Genomic DNA, 21,591 nt, shown 5'->3' on the forward strand with positions numbered 1-21,591 from the left:
TGAGGGAAGCCAGGTCCGCAGGGTGCACCGCCAGGTGCGGTGGAATCAGATGACGCGGTCGTTGCCACCATCGATCGGAATCTGTGCGCCCGTTGTCTTCGCGAAGGCCGGGCCAAGGACGGCGCAAACCCCCGCAGCTACATCGTGTTGGGATATTTCGGCCTTCATCAGGTTTTTGGTTTTGTATTCCTGAACTGTCATCCCGTAGCGGCTGGCTGATTTCTCAAGCACGGCATCCGTCCAGATGGCAGTGTCGAACACAGCATCGGGGTGTATGACGTTGACCCGGATTCCGCGTTCAGCCAGTTCGAGGGCCGCGACACGGCCCAGCTGGGTAGCAGCTGCCTTGGCGCAGGAGTATGCGGCAGCACCGGGCCCTGGTGCGGGAACGTTGCGGGAGCCCATAATTACGACGCTTCCGCCATCCACCATGCCGGGAATGGTGTTTTGCAGGACCAGAAGGTGGCTGGTCAGGTTCACTGCCAGGCTCTTGTGCCATGTGTCCAAAGAAAGTTCCGCAATGTAGCTGCCGGCCGTGAAGATGCCAGCGTTGGACACGAGGAAATTTACCTTACCGTTCTTAGCGACATAGCTTGAGATCGCATCACGGACGCTTTGTTCATCGGCGACGTTGCAGACTGTTCCCGTCCACCTGTCATCAGTAATTGCGCTGGCAACAGCCGGATCAAGATCCAGGCCGAGGACCTCCGCTCCTTCCGAGAGGAGAGCCTTTGCGCATGCAAGACCAATACCACTGGCTGCTCCGGTCACGATGGCTCGTGAGCCGCTGAATGTACCGCTCATGTGTGAATTACCTTCCAAGAACAAATCAGAGGGGAAAGTGCCCGCCCCCGGGGCGCGTTGCACATATGTGCAAGGCGTGCAATAAGTTTTGATGTGACGACCGTAACACCGTTGAAATGATCGTGCAATAGAACCCAGGGCTCACTCCCCCTGCCTTGTGCGCGGGAAAATCCGGTGCTACTGTGGCGTGACTTACTGCACCAAATCTCACTGGTTGCACAAATGTTCACGCCGATGTGACTAAGGAATTAATATGCAGCAGAACTTCAAGCAAGTCGCCCTCTCCAAGGCGGCTCGGAGAAGCCGTGTCGACCGCTGAAATTGTAGGATCCGGCCCCTATGTCCTGGGATTGGACGGGGGGACCGAGGGGATGAGGGTCGGGCTATTCGACGCTCTGGGACAACCCGTCATGTTTGTCAGGGAGGCCTACGAGTCCAGCCACGCACGGCCGGGCTGGGCTGAGCAGTCACCCCAAGACTGGTGGGATTGCGCCGTCCGCGGAGTCCGGCGGATTCTACATGAGGCACGCATCGACCCGGCAGCGATTGCTGGGATGGCTCTGGCCTGCACTTCCTACACACTGGTGTGCAGCGACGAAGCTGGCCGTCCCCTGCGCCCGGCGATGATGTGGATGGACGTCCGCGCGCGGCAGGAAGCGGAGGACATCGCCGCTACTGGCGACGAATCCTTGCGATATACGGGATATACGCATGCGTCCGCAGAGTGGATGCCTTCTAAAGCCCTGTGGCTGAAGCGGCATGAACCGGTTACCTATTCGGCCTCTGCATGGATTTCGGATTACGTGGAATGGATGGGGTTCAGGCTCACGGGAGAACGGGCGGCATCGGTTAACTCATCTGCCATCCGTTGTTACTACGACAGGCTTCGGGGTGGCTGGCCGGAGAGTCTCTTTGAGGCGGTTGGAGCCAGTGATCTTGTCGGGAAGCTCGCCTCTCGCGTTTTGGACATGGGTGAGGTCGTCGGGCACCTTACCCGGGCGGCTGGCCAAGAGATGGGCTTACGTGTCGGGATGCCGGTGGCCCAAGGCGGGGCCGACGCTTTCGTTGGCATGATTGGGCTTGGAGTGGTGCAACAAGGGTCCATGGCGCTCATTACCGGCTCATCCCATCTGCACCTGCTGCAAGCACAAGAACCGCACTATGCGGACGGATTGTTCGGTGCTTATACGGATGCTGTGATTCCTGGCCAGTTCACCGTTGAAGGCGGCCAGTCATCGACAGGCTCCGTCATCAATTGGTTCCGGAGAATTGTCGGTTCCAGCGCGGCCAACGGACCTTCCCTGGTTGAGCTCAGTGCCATGGCTGGGGAGATTCGGCCGGGCTCCGAAGGTGTCATGGCGTTGGATTTCTGGCAGGGCAACCGAACGCCCTACGTCGACGCCGACGCCCGGGGCATGTTCTGGGGGCTATCGCTCCATCACGGGCAGGGCCACATGTTTCGAGCCCTCCTGGAGTCTGTGTGCTTTGGAACGGAAAACGTGCTTCGCACCATGCGTGCCCACGGGCATGAGATCAACGATGTCGTCGCTTGTGGTGGTGCAACGAACAGTCCTACATGGATGCAAATTCATGCCGATGTTTCAGGGTTACCCATTAGGACCACTGCAGTTCCGGAAGCGGTCACGCTGGGTTCCGCCATCCTCGCCTCCGTAGGGGCTGGCCTGTATAGCTCAATCACTGAAGCCACCGCCGCTATGGTGCGCTCCGGTAGCGTAGTGGAACCCAACCTCCGGGCTACTGAGGACTATGCACCCTACATGGATTTGTATGTAGACACATACCAAGCCATGAAATCACTGATGCGTCGGAGTCTTTCAATTGAAAACACTGCATGGGAAAGAGCGGAAATCCAGCGATGAGCGCAGCGAACCGAAACTTTGACCTCGGCAACTCCAGACATGAAGCCCTGGCAGAAGTTGCTGGCTTGTATTTCGTGGACGGGCTTGACCAGCGTGAGATCGCTGGCCGCATCGGGCTTTCGCGCTCCACCGTGTCCCGCATGATCACCGAGGCCAGGGAACTCGGAATCGTGGAGATCCGGGTCAACCGGCCACTTCCTGTTGACGACAGTCTCCAGCAGTTGGCTATCAAGGAATTCTCCCTGCAGAACGCGCTAATCCTCTCGACCCCCGGGATCCACGGACCCCGGCTGCAGCGGGTCGGTGCCTTGGCAGCTCAGTATCTTGAATCAACGCTCCAGGAAAACACGACCATCGCCATCTCCTGGGGAACCTCTTTGGCCGCGACGGTCGACGGGTTATCCGGCAACCGGAATGCCGGGAATAGAGTCGTTCAGATGATTGGCGCTGCTGGCTCCCGGCACCCGGAAGTTGACGGGTCTGAGCTGGCGCGAAACATGGCCGCCAAGCTGGGAGGGAACCATATCGCCCTGAACGCTCCTCTCATTGTCGACGACCCAGCGCTTGCGCAGGCACTGCTTCGCGAGGAATCCGTAGCCCGGGTACTTGACATGGCAGCGGCTGCACAGATGGCGGTCATCGGGTTGGGCGGGATGAGGCCCGAAATTTCCTCGCTCCTCCGTTCCGGATTCGCAAAAGAAGAAGACCTGCAAGAAGTCCGAATGGCCGGCGGGGTCGGCGACGCAGGGGGTCACATCCTGTCCGTCGACGGGGCCACGATCCATACAAAGCTAAGCGAACGAACAGTAGGCCTTGATGAGTCGCGATTGCGCGCTATTCCGACCGTGCTCGCAGTCGCGACAGGAATTGAAAAAGTCGAAATTATCCACGCCGCACTCCGCAGCGGAATAGTCAACGCCATAGCAACAGACGACGAAACGATGCAGGCCGTGCTCACACTCGCCCGCCTCCGGCCGGTGGCAGCGAACCAAGAGTCACGCACTGTGCGCCACTGAAACCGACTCGCCGCGCTCAAGACAAAAAATGGGCTCCCTGCTTGGAGCTCAATGCTGCGTGTCCACCAAGAAACAAGCCAACAAGAGACTAAAAGGAGAAGGCATGCATGCCGTAGTTTATCTCGGGTCAGGGAACCTGGTCGTAAAAGACATTGACCGACCGAAACCGGCACGGGGCGAAGTACTTGTAAAAGTCGGAGCCAACACCATCTGCGGAACTGACCTGAGAATCGCCAACGGAACCAAAAGCAAAGGCGTCTACCCTCCCGTTATTCTGGGCCACGAATTGGCCGGAACAGTTTCCGAGTTAGGCGAAGGCGTCACCGGACTGAAAGCGGGAGACAGAGTCGGCATGACTCCCAGTATCGCCTGCAATGCCTGCCATCAGTGCCAGGACGGCAATTTCAACCTATGTGCTTCAGCACAAGTCCTCGGCCACGACATCAACGGCGGACTGGCCGAATATTTCCTGGTCCCGGCAACGGCTGTGGCAAACGGAAATCTTATCCAAGCACCCCAACACTTAGAACCGGATGAAATCGCACTGGCCGAACCCCTATCCTGCGTGCTGCACGGGCAGAACCTCATGGGAATCCAAACCGACGATGTCGTCGTGGTTATAGGCGGCGGTGCAATCGGGCAACTTCACGCCCAACTCGCCAAAGTTGCCGGCGCCCGCACCGTCATCGTCAGCGAACCTGTCGAATCAAGGCGCAAAATTGCGCTCACCCTCGGCGCTGACATCGTCGTTGACCCCCTCACGGAAGACCTCGCCGCCATCGTTTCTGCCGCAACCGACGGTCGAGGCGCCGACGTTGTAATCGTTTGCATCGGCGTCCCCCAACTGGTCAACAGCGCGCTGGAACTGGCTAGGCAGCGGGGCAAAGTATCCCTGTTCGCCGGCTTCCCCAAAGAGCCTGCAGCCCAAATTGACGCGAACCTTATCCATTACAAAGAGATCACTGTCACAGGCAGCTCAAATTCCACCATCTCGGAATACAGGACTGCTCTCGCCCTGATAGCTGACGGCAGGGTCAACGTCAAAGCACTTGTCACCCACCGCTACGGCCTCGATGAAATCGAAACAGCTCTCAAAACCGCAGCCTCACCGGAAGCGCTGAAAGTCGCCGTAGAGCCCGCCCGAGGGCAGTAAAGCAAGCAATCCAGATCCACAACAAACAAAGAAGTAAGCCAAGGAGAGAAATTGAAAGAGTACCGTCTCAATCGGATGTTTAACCCCGCGAGCGGACGTCTTCTGGACGTCGCTATCGACCACGGCATCTTTGGTGAGCCGTCCTTCCTCACGGGATTGGAAGATCCCGTCGCCGCCATCAACACTCTGGTCAACGCCAACCCGGACGTTATTCAGTTGACCCCGGGTATGGCACCGATCCTCCAAAGCATCCCCAACCGGAACAAGCCGGCCTTGTTGATGCGCACTGACGTAGCCAACGTGTACGGAAATCCTCTGGACAGCCACCTGTTCAGCGTTCACGCTGAAGACGCCATCGAACGGGCAGTGCGACTCGACGCCGCTTGTGTCGTCGCGAACCTTCTGCAGGTCCCAGGCCACCCTGAACTGCGAGAGCAGTCCATTAGGACAATCCTGGACCTCCGCACGGCAGCCGACCGTTATGGCATGCCCATCATGATCGAGCCGCTCGTTATGCAGGACAACACCAAGAATGGCGGTTACATGGTTGACGGGGACGCCGACAAGATCGTGACCCTGGTCCGGCTAGCCGTTGAACTCGGAGCGGACCTCGTCAAGGCGGACCCGACAACAGACCCGCAGGACTACTACCGCGTCATCCAGACAGCGGGCAACATCCCCGTCCTGGTGCGTGGCGGCGGCAAAACCACGGATCTGGAACTCCTCACCCGGACGGCGGAAGTTCTCAACCAGGGCGCCCGCGGCATCGTTTACGGACGCAACATCGTCCAGCACACCGACCCCGTCGGCATCACGCGAGCCCTGATGACCGTCGTCCACGACGGCGTCTCGGCCGAAGACGCCTACAACAGCCTCGCGGCGGTTGCAGCGTAGTTCAGCTAGAGAGCCCGGTGTCATAAGGGCAGAGCACGGCCCACACAACCACGTATAGGTCGCCTTCCAAGGGAGGCACCTATAAGTGGTTGTCCGCGCAAAAAGCTCCGGCCCGAAAACCCCGGCACCGGCTCTTGACGGTTCACGGGGAAGGGATTCCCGGAGGGAGTGTCGGACGGCAGTTCTCACGTGAACATGGGCGGGTAGGCTGCCCGGTTAGGGTACACCCAAACCTGACGGATAAACGATTTTACGGCCCGAGCGTTAGCGCAAGCCGGGCTTTCATTGGATCAAAATCACAGCTCCGGGACGCGTCATCCAAGGGCACCCACTGCTGTCCGGGAATAGCCTTGGAGCATGAAATCGTTCCAGGCCCAGGCCCTGATCCTTGCAGCGACTGGTGCCGTCTGGGAAGTCCTCACTGACACGGGCAACTTCACCGTGTGGGATTCCGGCATCAAGGCTGTGAGCGGGGAACTGCGGCCCGGCAGCACTGTCCGCGTCCGGATTGCGGGCAGCGGCAGGAGAACACTCCGGTTCCGGGTCATCTTGATCCCGGGCAGAACCATTACATGGACCCGTTGGCTTTCCCTCGGTCTGGGCAGGGTCACGCGCACTGTGTCGCTGTCCGACCACGGCGGCTTCACCCATCTGACTGTCATACAAACCACCAAGGGCGTCCCGCCCAGACTCTTTGACGGGACCGGCGCCGACACCGATCACATCCTGCAGGCGTTCGTGGATGCCGTGAAATTCCGTGCCGAACTGCTTGGCCACCACCTCCACGGCGGTCTCTTCCCGACCCCGCCCCACGGCACGCCCCCGCCCCACGGCTGCGCGCCATCGGCAGCGCCGGCGCGCCACCTGTCCGGTCCACACAGAACATCGAACGCAGCCACCCACCAGGCGAACAGCGCCCGCGGGAAGAACCAGCCAGGCAGCTAGTTAGGCAGCGCCCGGCATAACCTGTCCTGCAGCCACCGGGACCAGCACATCCGGGCTGGTGTCCGGGGTGCCTCCGCGGACGATCTGGAACTCCACGATGTCCAGCAACCGGCGGCCGCCTGTGAGCTGGTCCAGAATCCAAAAGAGCCCATGGTTCGGTGCGATGTCCGTGACGGGGCCGCGGTGGACAAGAGTTCCCCGGTAAAAGGCCTCGATCGTGTCGCCGGGCATGAGGTCATCGGTGGTCAGGACCACCGCGCGCCCGGGTCCCTGTGCTGGGCTGCCGTTGTCAGTAACGTTCATGGCTACACGATGACTGGTTAAGGTTGCCCGGCCGTGTCTGCAAGGTGATCGGCAGATGGCGGGGCGTCCCGGACCGCTGCTGGTGCGGAACGGCCACCGAGTCCTCGCCGCTGGCTGATCAGTCGCCGGCGGCGTCGCGGCCGCGGCGGATGATGGGGGGGCCGGGCCGAACACGATGGATGGGTCCTTGTCTTCGTAGTCGAACTGGTTGAGGAAGTAGCGCATGGCGTTCAGGCGTGCCCGTTTTTTGTCGTTGGACTTGATGGTGATCCATGGCGCGTGGTCGGTGTCGGTGCGCAGGAACGTCTCTTCTTTCGCGTCCGTGTAGTCCTGCCAGCGGTCCAGGGACGCCAGGTCCATTGGGGAGAGTTTCCAGCGCCGGACCGGGTCGATCTGGCGGATCGCGAACCGGGTCCTTTGCTCCAGCCGGGTGACGGAGAACCAGAACTTGGTCAGGTGGATCCCGGAATCGACGAGCATCTGCTCAAACAGGGGTGCCTGGGACATGAAGGTTTGATATTCGTCCTTGGTGCAGAAACCCATGACGCGTTCGACGTTGGCGCGGTTGTACCATGAGCGGTCGAACATCACGATTTCCCCGGCCGTGGGCAGGTGCTGGACGTAGCGTTGGAAGTACCACTGTCCTTGTTCCCGGTCCGAGGGCTTGGCCAGAGCAACCGTGCGGGCAGAGCGCGGATCGAGGTGTTCGGTGAAGCGCTTGATTGTTCCGCCCTTGCCCGCGGCGTCCCTGCCCTCGAACACAATGACGGCCTTCAAGCCCTGGTCCTGGCTCCAGTACTGGAATTTGAGCAGTTCGATCTGCAGCCGGTATTTCTGCAGGTCATACTCTTCGCGGGTGACCCGCTCCCCGTACGGGTAGTCCTCCCGCCAGGTCTCGACCGCAGATCCTCCCGGGTCGATCAACTCCGGGTCATCACCTTGGCCGCCCTGGACGGTGTAGCCAAGACCGACCAGGCGGTCAATGGCTTCCCGCAGATACGTGCCTCCACGCACAAAGGGGCTTTCGCAGGCAAGGCTGCTCCGGTCTCCTCGCCCCTGCACTTCCGTTCTGCAAGCCCTTGCTTGCCGTTGGTTTGCTGTTGGGCCCGAAGCGGCCATGCGGCAAGATCGGCTCGCAACTAATTGGGTTCGGCAGCAGCCGGCGCCCGGCCGAGCCCAACGGGGGCCGGCCAGGACGGCAGCGGTGACGGGGTGGTCAGCGGTCGTCTCGTGGACGTGGGGCTCCTTGGCAGCAGCAGAAATATCGCGGTTAAGCAGGACGGTGAGTTCAAGCTATGCCTCTGAGGTGACCACGAGAAGTACCAGGCAAACGGTCTCATCGGGACGGTCCGAGGCACCGAGTTAGAGGGGCACCCCTCCCATACTTAGCGATTCGAACGGGGGGTTAAACACAATGAGTCAGATGAATGATCCCTGATGGGACGATTCCTTGAGAGGGACGGGTCCTGGCGAGAGTGTGGGGCGGCGCTGGCGATATTCCGTCGGCGTTGTCCCTACCTGACGCTTGAAAGCTGTACTGAATGCGTAGGCGTTGTAGTAGCCGACGGTCCGGGCCACGCCTGAGACTGTGGAGCCCGGGGCCTGGAGCAGATCGCCAGCGAGCGTGAGGCGCCAGCGGGTGAGGTAGGCCATGGGTGGTTCACCGACGCTTGTCCGAAAGCGGGCGGCTAATGAGGCGCGCGAGGTGTTTACGCGGCGGGCGAGACTCTCCACTGTCCAGGGTGCTGCGGGTTCTGCATGCAGGCACTCGAGGGCGCGCACTATTAGCGGATCATTGCAGGTGAGCCAAGTGCCCTCGGCAGGGCGGTCGGTACTGTTGAGCCAGCGGCGGATGGTGCCGACGACGAGCACGTCGAGCAGGCGATCGACGACTACCTGAGCCGCGGGGTCATTGTGTGCGAGCTCGTTTGCGAGCAGGCTGACAAGGGCGCCGTCAGCATGTTCACTCTGGACGATGGCAAGTCGGGGAAGGGCACGAGTAACGAGTCCACCAGCCTCGTCGGGACGTTCGTAGGTGCCAATGAGCAGCGCTGTCTCTCCGTCCGCGGCGTTGCCCCATCGGCGGATACCGTGCCTAAGCTCGTCGCGGAGGTCCCGGCCATCGAGGCTGGTGCAGCGCTGGCCGGGGCCGATCTCAATTGAGGGTGCGTTGCCGGCGGCATCCGTCACGCTGTAGGGCTCAGGGCCACGTATGAGGGCAACATCTCCGAACTGGAGTAGGGTGCCGTCGACGCGGGCCCGGCCCTTGGTAACCGCAAGAACGGTAAGGGCAGCGTTGTCACAAACGTTGACCCCCCAAGGAGCGCTCATATGCATCGAGAGAGCGAAGGCCCCTACCGCGCGAGGGCCGTCGAAGAAATGCGTCAGAGGGTCCACTCGACGAACTCTAGACGATGACAAAGGTAAGGGCGAGCTTTACCCATTCCGCGTCTACCGTTCTGCCTGTTCACTGGATGCATGACTACTCTTATCCTCGGTGGCGCTGGTCGCTCCGGCACCCGCGTCCTTACCCGCCTGGCCGCCGCCGCGCTACCGGCGCTGCCCGCCTCCCGCCGCACCGGCTTCGACTGGGATGACAGCTCCACGTGGGCCCCCGCCCTCCGCGGCACCACTGGTGCGTATGTCTGCTTCACACCCGACCTCGCCTTCCCCGGAGTACCGGAAAAGATGGAAGCCCTCGGCCGGATAGCGGCCACCGAAGGCCTTGAGCGGCTTGTGCTGCTTTCGGGCCGTGGCGAGGAAGGGGCCCGGGCAAGCGAGGCAGCCCTGCGGGAGGGCGGCGTGGCGACCACGGTTCTGCGCTGTTCATGGTTTCAGCAGAACTTCTCCGAGCACTTCCTCGCCGGCCCCGTCCGCCGCGGTCGACTGCGGCTGCCGGCCCCTGACGTTCCTGAAGCATTCGTCGATCTTGACGACGTAGCCGACGCAGCGGTAGTCGCACTGACCCGCACACCACCTAAAGATTCCACCTATGAGCTATCAGGCCCTGAACTGCTGACCTTCACTCAAGCCGCCGCCATCCTCGCCCACGCCTGTGATCGACCGATCACGTTCGAAGAGGTCGATGTGCCGACCTTCGTCCACGATCTCGCCGCCGACGGAGTACCAGCACAAGAAGCCGAGCCACTTGCCCGGCTCTTCACAGAGATCCTTGATGGGCGAAACGCCTCGATAACCGATGACATCGCACAATTACTAGACCGACCCGCTTCACCGCTCAACGCATACGCGCAACGGACAGCAAACTCCGGGGACTGGTCATGATCCAGGTAGTTACAGTCGTAGGAGCCGGGCTGGTTGGCGGCGTATACGCAGCATTCTCAACAATGGTCATGCCAGCGCTTGGACGCCTCAGCGAACGGGACGCCACCGCCGCAATGGTCAGCATCAACCGCGCGGCCGAGCGAGGCCCGTTTATCCTGGTCTTCGGATTCGCCGCCGCAGCAGCCACCGGATTAGCCGTAACAGCAGCGCCACGCGGTGCCGTCACCGACCTGGTCATTGCAGGGGCATCCTTGGCCAGCACGATAGTGACCCTCGGGGTAAACGTCCCACTTAACCGGAGGCTCGAACGAGAAGGCGCAGCTTTTTGGGCGGTTTACCGTCGCCGCTGGACGACTTCCAACACAGTGCGCGCCGCCCTGGCCACCACCGCAGTGCTCGTTGCTGGCACACATTGGGCTGGAACAAAGTGATGTGATCATTCTGCCCACGCCAATCAGCTGGCGTGACGCTCGTCGCAGCACCCTCAGATGCTGAAAGGCCCTGCGCGAGCCAAGCCAAGGCGCTGGGGCTACCTGTAAAAGAAGACGTACCTGCAAGCTTCAACTTTGAAAGGCCTCGTCGTTCAAAGGACGCAGCGAAGCCGATCACCAAGGGAGACCTCACGCAAGGGCACACCCCAACCTGACAGCAGTCAGCAAGGAAAAGAGGGTCAGAATAGGGTCCGGAAGGCAGTTCCTGCACATGCCTGGAGGACAGTCTCAGACTCAAACCTGACAGCGGACGCCGTGATGAGCTTGCGGGGGCGGGTGCTTGGCAGTTGTGCAACAGCCTGTTGCACAATTGTCCAGAGACTGTCTGGACAATTAGTACCGCTGCCCACAGCCGGGGGACAATCTTGATGGCTTATCCACCGCTACGGCTGCTGAGGCGAGCTACCCCAATGGCTCCCGAACTCCAGCCGTGGATAACCCGGATTGACCCCAACTATGGACTGCTTGCCTCCCCGGGTTCAGCTACGTTCGGCGTTTCCCTTGAGATTTACTCCTAAAGCCAAGGCTTCTTCCTGATGGTGCTGAGTTTCTGACTGGGCAATGGTTCTTAGGAAATCCGGTTGGGCTCTGGACTGCTAGCCTTAATTCATGGCAAAAAAGACAGTCGTGCTGCTGGAAGATGATATCGACGGCTCGGAAGCGACCGAAACATTATCTTTCGCACTCGACGGCAGTGACTACGAAATTGACCTCAATGAGGGCCACGCCAAGGAACTGCGTGACGCCCTGGCCCGCTTTACCCAGGTTGGACGCAAGGTATCCGGCGGACGGGGCCGTCCTACATCCCGTACTAAGTCCGGGCACGGCGGCCCGGCCGCCAAAGCGGTACGGATGTGGGCGGCTGAAAATGGCATCCCGGTAAACACGCGCGGTCGTATCCAGGCGGAAGTCGTAGAGAAATACGAAGCCGCTCACTAGAACCAGAACAAAACAAAATCTGGGCTGGAAACCTATAACTGGTTCCAGCCCAGATTTTTATTTCGATCCTAGGTCATCCTGCAGCCATCCCTGTCAGGCAGGAATAGTCTGAACATCGGGGAACCACCCAGCCGGGGCCTTTTTGGGCTCCAGATGCTCGGGGTCGCGGTGCTTTTGCATATCGCATTTATAGAACGGCCCGCGAGGGTCTAAAAGAACACTCATATGGTGGTCTGCATGGTCTTTGAACCACACACTGATGCCAGTGGCTCCGTCGAGTCTTAGATGTTCCCAAGCCCGCCACAACGCTTCCACCCGGGACACAGCTTCCGGGTGGAAATACCATTCGAGGCACCATTTTGCAGCGCGCCCGTCAACATCGCGGACGTAAGTTGGGAGCATTTGCTCGTGCAGGAACTCTTCGGCAGAGCCGTAGACCAACTGCGGGGGCTTCTGCTGCTCCCCGGCCTTAGCGCCACTTTCCTCGACGTCCGAGGTGGGGGCTTCACTGAACCGGCCAATCCCGATAGTCATGCCCTACTCCCCTACCCGGTCACCCATGGATTTGCGACCGGCGCCGCTGCTACCGGTACTGGTTCTTCCTCTGGCTGCGGGCTGTACTTCTTGATGGACGCTTCGACAGCGTCCTTGTGTGGCCCTGTGTACCAGGGCATTGTCCGGACCAATGTGGCGGGGGCGCCGGAGGCGAGGATAACGGCGCGGCCGCGGTCCAGCTCCGCCAGATTGGAGACATCGAAGATGCGCTCCTTGGACTCCTGGCGGGAGCGGCTGGACCCAGACTTCCCTGATGACACGGAAACGTTGATGTAGCTGTAGTCCCCAATCAGGTCCGAGAGGGCGCGGAGGAACCCTTCTTCCGCGACGCCGCCGCCATAGACCTTGACGTTCGCGGCTGACCAGATCTTCCGCATGTTCGCTTCGCCCCAGAGTTCGACGCCCTGAGACCAGGACTGCAGGATGCCCATGACGATCAGGCCCTTGGAGCCGTAGTGGCTGAATTGGTCCGGCAGGCCGGCCCAACGGACCACGTTCGCCAGCTCATCGAGGGCGAACAAGGCCGGTTTGGGCAGTCGGCCGCCGCTGCGCTCTGCCCGTTCCTCCATCGCCTCAGCGATAGCCACGGTCAGTGCCGTGGTGAGCGGGGCGGCTGAGCCGGCCCCTTCCTTGGAGAGGATGTAGATCGTCTCCTGAGAGGCAGCGAAGGCGTGCGGGTCAAACTGCCGGCGGGCATCACTGGCCACGCTTGCGCCGCCGGTCGGGGCGACCCAGCGGAGCGTGTTCCGACTCTTGAGGCACTGGATCATCTTCTCGCCGGTGCCGAAGATACCGTCGCGCTGCTTGTCAGCCAGCTTCAGCGTGGACTCCAGGCCCTTGTACTGCAGCTCGTAGTCATGCTCCCGGAGGATTTCGATGGGTTCCTGGCTGACCTGCTCCGTCACCCACAGGTAGACCTGCGTGATCGGCAAATCGCCCAGGGCGGCCGCGAGGAAGTACGAAGAGAGAATGTCCTCGGCTTTGGGATCGAAGTAGGCGTCCGGCTTTGACCCCGGCACCCGGGAACCGACCGAGAAGTGCTGGGTGAGTTTGTAGGCCTTCTCTTCGTCGGTGACGTAAGAGAGCGGGTTCCACCACCAGTGGGCGTCTTCCTGGGCGATCTTCTGCGGATCGAACACCCACACCGGGGCCACGTCCTCGCGGACGCCACGGGTACCGTCCACGACGTCACGCTTGTTCGACGTCGAGACAACAGCTCCGGGCGCGTCCAGGATCGCCGGCATCACCCGGGAGGTCGACTTACCCGTTCGTGGTCCCCAGATATCGAGGCTGAGGTCTTCCCATGACTGGACGAACTTTTGACCGGTGGAGACCACCTTGCCCACTACGATCCCCGGGGTGTCCTTTATACCCAGCCGCTCTGCCTTGGCCTGTGCTCCCTTTTCGGAGAACGCTGCGAGGGACTTGCCGCGGCCCAGGTAGCGGGCGGCCTTGTCGACGCGGGCACGCTTCGATGCGCCTTTCCGCCAGGCAACCAGCACGACGATCGCCAGAACCAGTATCAGGCTGGCCATGAGGCACGCCGCGACCGTGGCTTCGGTTGGCCAGGGCACCTTGCCCTTGATGAGCCCGGCGACCAGGTCAATCGGGTGGGCAGGCGGGGCGTCAATGCCTGCCATCCAGGACCCGAGGTGGGCGGCCGCGTAGGTGCCGCCGCCAAAGACGACGATGGCGCCGATGGCCAGCCAGACCAGCAGGGCATCTTCGAGGCCCATTCCTTTGCGGTTCGGTGCACTCACAGCGCGCCTCCTTCTGTCGGCGGCGTTGGTGCTGCCGGTTCCATGAGCGTTTCCGCGGGTGGATGCCAACGGGTGTCGGTGTCGTTCAGGCCGTCGTTCTTCTCGATGGAGGTCAGCCCGATCTGGACGGGGATACCGGGACGGCCGCCGACTTTGATGAGGAACTTGCCCCGGCCCGGGGGTTCGACGTCGAGGCCGCGTGAGTCCCAGGCGGGCGGGTCCTGCCAGGAGATGAGCTTTTGCTGCTCCTGCCGGGAAAGGGGGATCGCTGAGGTCAGCAGCGGCATCTCCGAGGCGGGCAGACCGCCGCAGATCACCATGCCGGAGCGCTCGACGAACCCGCGGGCTTTCATCCGGTCCTCTTCTGCCGGTAGGGCCAGCAGGTCGGACATGGTGTGGGAAATCATGATCTGCCCGACGCCGACGGACCGGTTCAGGCGGGTGAGGGCGTCCACCCGGTCCACCATGCCCTTGCCGGAGCGCAGCGCCCGCCACAACTCATCCAAGACTACGAAGTAGTTCCGCCGCGGCTCCAGGCCGGCGTCCGCCAGGGCGTTGGCAACGTTCACCGTTCCGAAGCCGTAGGACCAGCACGCCAGCAGCACGGCGGCCTGCAGGTCAGTCTCGGTCTCGTCGATGCTGGAGACGTCGAAGACCACGGCGCGGTCACGCTTCATCGGGCTGGTGGTCTGCAAGGAAAAGATTTCGCCCAGCTTCCCTCCCCCGGTCAGGCCCAGCAGGGTTGCTTCCAGCGCCCGGGTCTCCTGCAGGTAGACGTTCATGTCGCCACGGTCCAGCGCAACCTGCCGCAGCTCATCCGGGGCAGACACAATGACATCCAGGAGGTCTTTCAGGACCGGGACGCCATCAAACCGGTCATCGAGGACCCGCAGGGCCCGGTCCAGGATGGTTTGTTCCTGGTCAGTGGGCGGGTTGTTCCGGCTGATGGTGATGAGGGAGACGATCATGTTCAGCCGGCGGCCGTGCGCGTCGGCCCGGACCCGGGTGGCCGCTTCGTGGTGCCCGTGGTCCTCGAGGAGTTGGGCTACTTCGACGGCCTGGCCCGGGTCGAGAATGTTCAAGTATCCGACGCCGCGGCCGAGCTTGATGACCTGCCCGCCGAGAGCTTCGACGGCTTTGACGTGCTCGCCTTTCAAGTCCCCGAGAACCAGTGGGTTGACGCCTTGGGCGGCAAGGCCCAGGAACATGCGGCGGACCAGTGTGGACTTGCCCAGCCCGGGTTTGCCGAGGATGAAAGCGGAGGGGTTGGAAATGAGCCGTGCGCGCTGGAACCAGCTGATCGGGTCACAGCAGATCGTGGCCTGGGTTTCCTCGTGACGGCCAAGCGGGACGCCGATCATGGGTGAGGACGCGCCGGAGGAAAACGGCCACAGGCCGCAGACCTGGACAGTGGTTCCCCGGTACTCCTTCACGGACGGGACGAGCTGGGCCATGCCGCCGCCACGTCCACCCCATCCGCGGGCACCCGGCCCGGATTCGCGGGTCTGCTTTTCGATCTTCTTCGGTGCAGCCGGTTTGGTGGTCTTTTGAGCGGGGCGTGCGAAGACATTCATGCGGGCCATTAGAGCGCGTCCTTGATCTCGGAGGGCACCATGCTGTGCTTCGGCAGGACCAGACCCAGCGGCAGGGACGCCGCGAACGCGGTGTCCTGCGCGCCGTAGGCGCGGCGCAACAGCACCCGGGCAGTACCGGAAGTCTGTTCAATGGCGGCCACGGCATCAGGCAGCCGTTCCCTATCGGTCACTGTGGCGGTGACGACCATGCCGAAGTTCACCAGGCCGGCGCCGCGGGCTTCTTCCTGGGCGGTCTGCACGGCGGAACGGGCATCGACCAGGGCGCGGGCACTGGGCCGGGTTCCGGAGGTGATGCGGACGTTGGCGTTGTTTTGGTCCCGCTCGACCACGGTGGCGGCCGTTGCCGAATCCATCGGACGGTAGAGCAGGGATACCCGTTTGCGGTCAATGTCCCCGTGCGGGGCGAGCAGCCGGGACAGGACCGAGGAGTTCACGGAACCCCGGGGCGCACCCGTCATCGTCCAGGAGACAGAGAACGCGGAATCGTGGCGGTAGTCATCCCAGTTCGCCTGCGTCGCGGTGGGGCCGACCTCACCCCAGGCCAAGGCAACGGGGGAACCGGCGGCGTGGGCCTCGTCGATGATCAGCGCGGCGGGGGGATCGTAGGCGATACGGACGACCTCGCAGAGGTCCTGCGCCGACATCGGACGGGCGATACCGGCACCGGTGGACTGCAGCCGGGCTGACAGCCCGGGGATCCGGGAGGCGAGGTCCCGGGCAACATCTTCAGGCGTGCGCTTCTTTGACCCGGACCGCAGGGAGGCGTTGAAGGTCAGGGACACCCAGGCGCGGACCGTTGCCGATCCCTCCGGGTAGGTGTCTACGACCTCGCGGAGAATGGCCTGGGCAAATTCCGGTGCGTTCGGGTCGATGTTCATCTCGACTTCGTTCCGGAGCCGGTACCCGGAATCTGGTGCGGTCTCCACCGTGACGGCTGCGGCGTCCAGGCCGGCTTCGTCGGCAAGGTCGGCGAGCCAGCCTCCCCAGTTGGCGACCCACGCGTCGACCTGCTCAGGGTCCACCAGGGAGGCTCCATCGGGTTCGGTGGAGAAGATGACGGTGAAATGGCTGGTGGCTGGCACGTGCAGCATGGCGAACGGGCGCTTGTAGGAGTCGGCGAACTCGTACAGGGTCGACTTCGCGGCCAGACCAGGCAGCTGGTACATGCCCCACTCCGTCACGCCCAAAGGGCCGGAGCGGTAGAGGTTCGTACCAGTGGACTTGGAAAGCCGGAAGGCCGTGCGGGTGCCGAAGCGGTCTACAACGGACTGGCCGTGCTTGTCCTTGACTGTCAGCAACAGGGCGCTGGCCCCGGCAAGGGCGAGGACAGCGAGGCCCGGGAACAGGCCCCAGATAGCGAAGGTGGTGATGCCCAGCAACAGGCCGGCCATGACAATCCCGGTGCCAATGGCACCGAGGTTGCCCAGGCCGGCGGAGCGCGGCACGCGCCAATTGCCGTAGGACGGTTCCTTGTATTCGGTGTTAATTGCTGCCACTGGGGCCCTCCCCGGTTGAATCCTGCGCGGCCTTTTCGATTGCCTGTGACGTCTTGGTAGCTACCTGTGCCCCGGCGGCTAGAGCCATGCCGGCCGGGCCAACTGCTGCTGCCCCGCCGCTTGCCCCTGCCGCTGCTCCTGCGGAGCCTGCTTTGCTCGCGGCCGCAGCGCCAGCGGCTCCGCCCGGACCCGTAACACCGGGGGTCGGCTGACCTCCACCGCCCCGCGGACCAGACGCTCCGTCACTGCCTTTCGGCGAAGCACCGGCGGAAGTGCTCTGCGTACTGGCCGTAGTGCTTGTTGTCGCGGGGATTGGCGCGGCATTGCCTCGTCCGCTGCCGCCGCGACCCAGGGACACTGCACCGGTGGCCATCGCACCAACGGCTGCTCCTGCGGCTGCTCCGCTGCCCGAGGCGACGGCACCGACCATCGGCGTGACGAACCGCATCAATGCCGGAAGCGCGAAGAGGGCAACGATCATCAGGGTGAAGCCTGTGATCGAGCCAACCAGGGCGTCCTGCCCGCTGGTATTGCCCATCAAGAGAAAAGCGACCGAGTACACGATCGCTGCCGCGGGCTTGTAGAGGATGAAGGCGATGGTCCAGCCAACCGCCTTCTGGAACCACTGCCTGCCCATCTCCGTGTTTGTGAACGCGGCGGTAGTGGGCAGGATGCCCGCGAGGATCACGAGCATGCCGCTGCGGACGACCATCAGGACGATCTGGACCAGTGAAGCAATCAGCCCGATCAGGCCCATGACGATGAGGATGAACACCCCAACGTCCGTCTGGCCGGTCATGACGAGGACATTCATTGACTGAGCGAAGCCTTTACCGTCCGTGGAACGCTCAATGATGGCGACAGAAAAAGCATCGGCCGCGACCACCAGAATCGAGATAACACCCAGTCCAAGGCCGGACACCAGAGTCAGCGTTAGCAGCGAACGGAGCAGGTCTTTCAGCGGTGCTCCGCGCTGTTCCCAGATCATCCGGATACCGCCGAGGATCACGGCGAGAACTGCCAGTGTCAGCGTCCAGGGCATCAGTTCGCTGTTTACCGCAGAGACAACGGGGCTTGGTGTGCTGCCGTCCTGGCTGGCCAAGTTCACGGTGGGCATTGAAATCCAGAAGGTAGACAGTGTCGTCACCATCTGGCTCATGCCCTCCATGATGGCCTTAGCCAGATTGGTGATCGCGTCGTCCGCGATCCCTGCCGCAACATTGCCGAGGCGCTGTTCGCCCATACAGACGACGTTCCAAACTTCGCATTCCTTTTCTGCCATGTCAGACGCCAGCCCAGGGGATAAATGAACTCAGGTCGCTGAGTTCCCGAACTGCGCCGCCGCCAGCGGCTGGGATATCCATTTTCCAGTCGCCGTCTTCCCAAAGCAGGGACGTTGAGAGAGCGCCGTATCCGCCATCTGCGGTCTTGAAAGCGAGCTCAACGACTGCTACTTCGGGAGTGTAGGAATGGATTATGAAGCCGGCAATTTGAACTTTCAGTGAGGTGCCTCCACCGACGTCCTTGCCTTCCTGGATGGCCTGCACAGCTTTGTCCCGCGAAGGGCTGTCAGCAGATAGGTCCAGGTAGACCTCTTTGGCATAGCCATTGAACGACGATGCCCAGATGTTTGCCGTCGCATAGAGGGCTCCTGTCGGGGACTGGGCAAAGCAGGACCTCAGACCATCCGGGGCGACCGTTCCAGGGCCTGCCGTTGACGGATCTGCGGGAACAGCCATGGTTCCCAGCAACTCCCACTTGGACTGTGGCGCGGTTCCAAGTGCAGTTTCGCTGCTGCCGGGAAGCCCGCAGACGCTCTTGTCAGCCCCAGCTGAAGCACTGGGGCTGACAGTGGCTGAACCGCTGGTTTCTGCCGGGGCAGGGGCCGGCTGCGCGTTTCCCTGGCCCTTGGGGAGGAGAAAAATGATGATGGTTGCTGCGATCAGCGCGACCACCAGCGCGGCAGCGATGATGAAACCGGGCTTGGTGAACGGATTGCTTGCGGTGGTGCTCTCTGTTGACTGGCTCATGGTGAACCTCCCGTTGTTGGTGCTGGCTTAGACGAAGGCGCGGACGATGCCGGCGGCACCGGTGATAATGATGCAGCCAAGGAGGACCCAGCCGAGCTTGCCGATGGCCTGTGCGCCTTCGCCTCGCTGGAGCTGGATGACCATGCCGATGCCGACGATGATCACGCCAAGGACGCCGAGGACCAGGCCGATACCGGAGGCCCAGTTCAGGACCAGGAGCAGCCCGTCTGCCTCTGCAGGGATGGTCGGAGTGGGGTTAGGGATGACGCTGGTTGCAAGTGCGGAGAAGTAGTTCATGGTGAGACCTTTCAGTGGGTGGTTGATGTGTTGTCGAGCGCCAGGGCGGCCATGTCGGTGATGAAGCGTTGGTATTCGCGGGACGACGGGGCCGTGGTGTCTCCGATCCGCCATGCCTCGACCCAGGGCAGGGCCCAGAGCCGGGGCGCTCCCCCGCCGACGATCGCGGCGAAGTCACGCAGCGCTTTGGGAGTCTTTCCCGGTGCGTCCGCCAGGATCGCGAGGCCGAGTAAGTCAGCTTTCGGTGTGGCTCCTGACACCCATTGGGTCAAGGCGTTCCTTGCGGCTGTGAGGCCGCGCATGTCTGCGCGGCAGACCAGCAGGACCCGGGGTTTGCTTCCGTTCTGGAGGACGGGCCAGCAGTGATCGGTGGCGCGTGCACCTAGGAGGTCCGCGATTGTGCTTTCGCCTGCTCCCCCATGGGCGCCGATGATCCATAACGCGGCGGAAACGGTCATGGTGCGGCGGGACAGCCGGTCGGCTGCGTCGGGTTCCACCATTCCCTTTAAAGGCGCACTGATGACTGCCGTTGGCGGCATGTATGTATCCGGCGTTTCCTGTTCAGCAGTGTCGGTGGTGGGGCTGGTGATCCAGGGGTTCAGGGACTGTTGCATGGTTCCTCCTTTCGAAAGTCCGGATGGTGGGTGGGTTTAGAAGCCTTTGGCGACGGCGGCCGCGGCGGCCAGCCATGCCCGTTGGGTGGCGGGCTGGAGGGCTTCGTAGCGGATGGGGCCGTTGACCAGTGCCGGGTCGTAGGGAATCCGGACGACGGCCCGGACGAACGGTTCAAAGCCGTCCGCAATCCGCTGGGCCTCGTCCTTGGCCCGCTTCAACGCGTCCCCTGACATGGCGCGCTTCGCGTCGGTGGACTCAGAGACGATGACAACAGCGTTGCGGGCCAGCTCGGCGTCGTGGCCGCCACGGGATTCGAGGGTCTGCAGCGTCAGCCGGGCGGCTTCCGCGCGGTCCTCAATGGCCGTTACAGGCACAACGAGCTGGTTGGTGTGGTGGATCATCCGGCGCCAGTTAGCCGCCCGGGCGGTGTTGCCGGAGTCCATGACCACCAGCCGGTAATAGCGGGTGAGGACTTGGTGGGCGATGTCGACTTCCTCAGCGGTGACTTCGTGGTCGCCTTCTTCGTTCTCGTCCGAGCGCAGGACATCGAACTTGTCTGCGGTCTGGTGGTGGACGAACTTGGCAATCTCGGCGGCGTTCGTTGACGGGGAGAGCAGTTCGGTCGAGGAATCAATCAGGTCCAGGACACTCCGGTCATGGGCGCCCTTTTCGGTCCGCCACCCCAGGGTGCCTTGGGATTCGTTGTTGTCCCAGGCGACGGTGGCGGCCCCGCTGTAGCGGGCGAGGATGGCCGAGAGCATGACCACAGTGGGGGTCTTGTTCGCCCCGCCCTTGCGGTTGACCACGGCAATGGTCCGGGGACCTGGCCAGTGCTGGCTGACCGTGCGGATATCTTCCCGCTCGGAGAGCTCTTCGGCGGAGGGGTCCATCCGGAAGCCGAGGCGCGTGAGGGCACCCCGCCAGCCCTGGGTGGCCGGTTCCAGGACCGGCGCGCTGACCAGGAAGGAGGTTTCCTTCAAGCTGCGCCGGGTCACCGGGGCTTCCTCCGTGACCACTGCCGTTTCAGGCTCCGAGGTCGGCGCTGGTGTCGTCTCTGACGCGACGGGATTGGGGGGCCACGGCTGGCGGTCCACCGCCGCGGCGGCTGCAGCCGTGGGTTCTGCCGGCGCCGCAGCAGGCTCAGGTGCAGGAGCAGGCACGGTATCAATGACGATGGGAGCTGGCGCCTCGGGCGCGGTTCCGGGTGCTTCTGCCCGGCGGCGGGCGGGGCGCGCCTTGTAGGAGACGGATTCAATCCTGTTGTCCGGGTGCACGATCAGTTCACCGTGTCCTTCGGGATCCTCGATCTGGACCCTGACGGGACGGTTAAGCGTCTGTGCCTCGCCCACGACGAGGGCCAGGGCGTTGGTGCGAAGATCCTGCAGGGACTGCCCGGCAGGGACGATACGGGAGTTACCGGCGACGACGATCTCGGCGGTTCCGTTGTCCCGGACGATGGCCCTGATGTTTGGAAAGGCCAGGACCTCGGTTGATGTGGTGCTCATGGGCTTCTTCCTTACGTGTGTGAGATGG

The 21,591-nt window shown here is 62.6% G+C and carries 20 protein-coding genes and 1 pseudogene; 8 read left to right on the forward strand and 13 right to left on the reverse strand.

Annotation, left to right across the window (positions count from 1 at the left end; genetic code table 11):
- Positions 1–45 precede the first annotated feature (45 nt).
- Entirely contained in the window at positions 46–804 is a 759-nt protein-coding gene (locus ACFVYC_RS08900; RefSeq protein WP_387549088.1) for an SDR family oxidoreductase, read from the reverse strand.
- 305 nt (positions 805–1,109) lie between these two features.
- On the opposite strand from ACFVYC_RS08900, the gene ACFVYC_RS08905 reads away from it, so the two are divergent.
- The 5 genes from ACFVYC_RS08905 to ACFVYC_RS08925 all read left to right on the forward strand — a co-directional run bounded on the left by ACFVYC_RS08905 (position 1,110) and on the right by ACFVYC_RS08925 (position 6,692).
- Positions 1,110–2,684 carry a ribulokinase gene (locus tag ACFVYC_RS08905; RefSeq protein WP_387549090.1) on the forward strand — a complete coding sequence of 525 codons (1,575 nt, stop codon included), beginning with the start codon at positions 1,110–1,112 and terminating at the stop codon, positions 2,682–2,684.
- Positions 2,657–3,700 (forward strand): sugar-binding transcriptional regulator, encoded by a 1,044-nt coding sequence (locus ACFVYC_RS08910; protein ID WP_387549092.1) that lies wholly within the window; start codon positions 2,657–2,659, stop codon positions 3,698–3,700. The genes ACFVYC_RS08905 and ACFVYC_RS08910 overlap by 28 nt, the downstream gene beginning before the upstream one ends.
- Positions 3,701–3,758: 58 nt before the next feature.
- A complete protein-coding gene (locus ACFVYC_RS08915) occupies positions 3,759–4,853 on the forward strand; it encodes a zinc-dependent dehydrogenase (protein WP_387549094.1) in 1,095 nt (364 codons plus the stop codon).
- Positions 4,854–4,904: 51 nt separating this feature from the next.
- Positions 4,905–5,747: a class I fructose-bisphosphate aldolase gene (locus ACFVYC_RS08920; protein ID WP_387549096.1), complete on the forward strand. Its 843-nt coding sequence runs from the start codon at positions 4,905–4,907 to the stop codon at positions 5,745–5,747.
- A 357-nt stretch (positions 5,748–6,104) separates the two neighbouring features.
- On the forward strand, positions 6,105–6,692 hold the full coding sequence (locus ACFVYC_RS08925) for an SRPBCC family protein (protein WP_387549098.1): 588 nt from the start codon (positions 6,105–6,107) through the stop codon (positions 6,690–6,692).
- Here ACFVYC_RS08925 and ACFVYC_RS08930 read toward each other — a convergent pair whose 3' ends face one another.
- From ACFVYC_RS08930 to ACFVYC_RS08940, 3 genes and pseudogenes are all read right to left on the reverse strand, one after another.
- A complete protein-coding gene (locus ACFVYC_RS08930) occupies positions 6,693–6,995 on the reverse strand; it encodes a hypothetical protein (protein WP_387549100.1) in 303 nt (100 codons plus the stop codon). It lies immediately after the preceding gene.
- 118 nt (positions 6,996–7,113) lie between these two features.
- A pseudogene (ppk2, locus tag ACFVYC_RS08935) lies at positions 7,114–8,009 on the reverse strand (polyphosphate kinase 2).
- Between the two features lie 405 nt (positions 8,010–8,414).
- Positions 8,415–9,392 (reverse strand): AraC family transcriptional regulator, encoded by a 978-nt coding sequence (locus ACFVYC_RS08940; protein WP_387549102.1) that lies wholly within the window; start codon positions 9,390–9,392, stop codon positions 8,415–8,417.
- An 81-nt stretch (positions 9,393–9,473) separates the two neighbouring features.
- Here ACFVYC_RS08940 and ACFVYC_RS08945 point away from each other — a divergent pair, with 81 nt between their 5' ends.
- The 3 genes from ACFVYC_RS08945 to ACFVYC_RS08955 all read left to right on the forward strand — a co-directional run bounded on the left by ACFVYC_RS08945 (position 9,474) and on the right by ACFVYC_RS08955 (position 11,710).
- Complete coding sequence (locus ACFVYC_RS08945) at positions 9,474–10,280, forward strand: NmrA family transcriptional regulator (RefSeq protein WP_387549104.1); 807 nt, start codon at positions 9,474–9,476, stop codon at positions 10,278–10,280.
- A gap of 68 nt (positions 10,281–10,348) precedes the next feature.
- Entirely contained in the window at positions 10,349–10,711 is a 363-nt protein-coding gene (locus tag ACFVYC_RS08950; protein ID WP_387549106.1) for an anthrone oxygenase family protein, read from the forward strand.
- A gap of 669 nt (positions 10,712–11,380) precedes the next feature.
- Positions 11,381–11,710, forward strand: a complete 330-nt coding sequence (locus ACFVYC_RS08955) for an Lsr2 family protein (RefSeq protein WP_387549108.1) — start codon at positions 11,381–11,383, stop codon at positions 11,708–11,710.
- Between the two features lie 93 nt (positions 11,711–11,803).
- Here the strand turns inward: ACFVYC_RS08955 and ACFVYC_RS08960 are convergent, their stop codons facing one another.
- The 9 genes from ACFVYC_RS08960 to ACFVYC_RS09000 are packed head-to-tail and all read right to left on the reverse strand — an operon-like array spanning position 11,804 to position 21,563.
- Positions 11,804–12,244, reverse strand: a complete 441-nt coding sequence (locus ACFVYC_RS08960; protein ID WP_387549109.1) for a DUF4913 domain-containing protein — start codon at positions 12,242–12,244, stop codon at positions 11,804–11,806.
- 11 nt (positions 12,245–12,255) lie between these two features.
- Complete coding sequence (locus tag ACFVYC_RS08965) at positions 12,256–14,025, reverse strand: type IV secretory system conjugative DNA transfer family protein (RefSeq protein ID WP_387549111.1); 1,770 nt, start codon at positions 14,023–14,025, stop codon at positions 12,256–12,258.
- Entirely contained in the window at positions 14,022–15,608 is a 1,587-nt protein-coding gene (locus tag ACFVYC_RS08970; RefSeq protein ID WP_387549113.1) for a helicase HerA domain-containing protein, read from the reverse strand. The genes ACFVYC_RS08965 and ACFVYC_RS08970 overlap by 4 nt, the downstream gene beginning before the upstream one ends.
- Positions 15,608–17,116 (reverse strand): SCO6880 family protein, encoded by a 1,509-nt coding sequence (locus ACFVYC_RS08975; RefSeq protein ID WP_387549115.1) that lies wholly within the window; start codon positions 17,114–17,116, stop codon positions 15,608–15,610. Before ACFVYC_RS08975 ends, ACFVYC_RS08970 begins: the two co-directional genes overlap by 1 nt.
- Entirely contained in the window at positions 17,103–18,398 is a 1,296-nt protein-coding gene (locus tag ACFVYC_RS08980) for a hypothetical protein (protein WP_387549117.1), read from the reverse strand. Before ACFVYC_RS08980 ends, ACFVYC_RS08975 begins: the two co-directional genes overlap by 14 nt.
- Before the next feature lies 1 nt (position 18,399).
- The gene (locus ACFVYC_RS08985) at positions 18,400–19,146 is read right to left on the reverse strand and encodes a hypothetical protein (RefSeq protein ID WP_387549119.1); all 747 of its coding nucleotides are present in this window, start codon (positions 19,144–19,146) and stop codon (positions 18,400–18,402) included.
- Positions 19,147–19,173: 27 nt separating this feature from the next.
- Positions 19,174–19,443 carry a hypothetical protein gene (locus tag ACFVYC_RS08990; protein ID WP_104189693.1) on the reverse strand — a complete coding sequence of 90 codons (270 nt, stop codon included), beginning with the start codon at positions 19,441–19,443 and terminating at the stop codon, positions 19,174–19,176.
- Between the two features lie 11 nt (positions 19,444–19,454).
- Positions 19,455–20,057, reverse strand: coding sequence for a DUF6668 family protein (locus tag ACFVYC_RS08995; RefSeq protein ID WP_387549121.1), 603 nt, complete (start codon positions 20,055–20,057; stop codon positions 19,455–19,457).
- A gap of 36 nt (positions 20,058–20,093) precedes the next feature.
- Positions 20,094–21,563: a chromosome partitioning protein ParA gene (locus ACFVYC_RS09000; RefSeq protein ID WP_387549123.1), complete on the reverse strand. Its 1,470-nt coding sequence runs from the start codon at positions 21,561–21,563 to the stop codon at positions 20,094–20,096.
- Positions 21,564–21,591 lie beyond the last annotated feature (28 nt).

Source organism: Pseudarthrobacter sp. NPDC058329 (assembly GCF_042879835.1).
Taxonomy (GTDB): Bacteria; Actinomycetota; Actinomycetes; order Actinomycetales; family Micrococcaceae; genus Arthrobacter.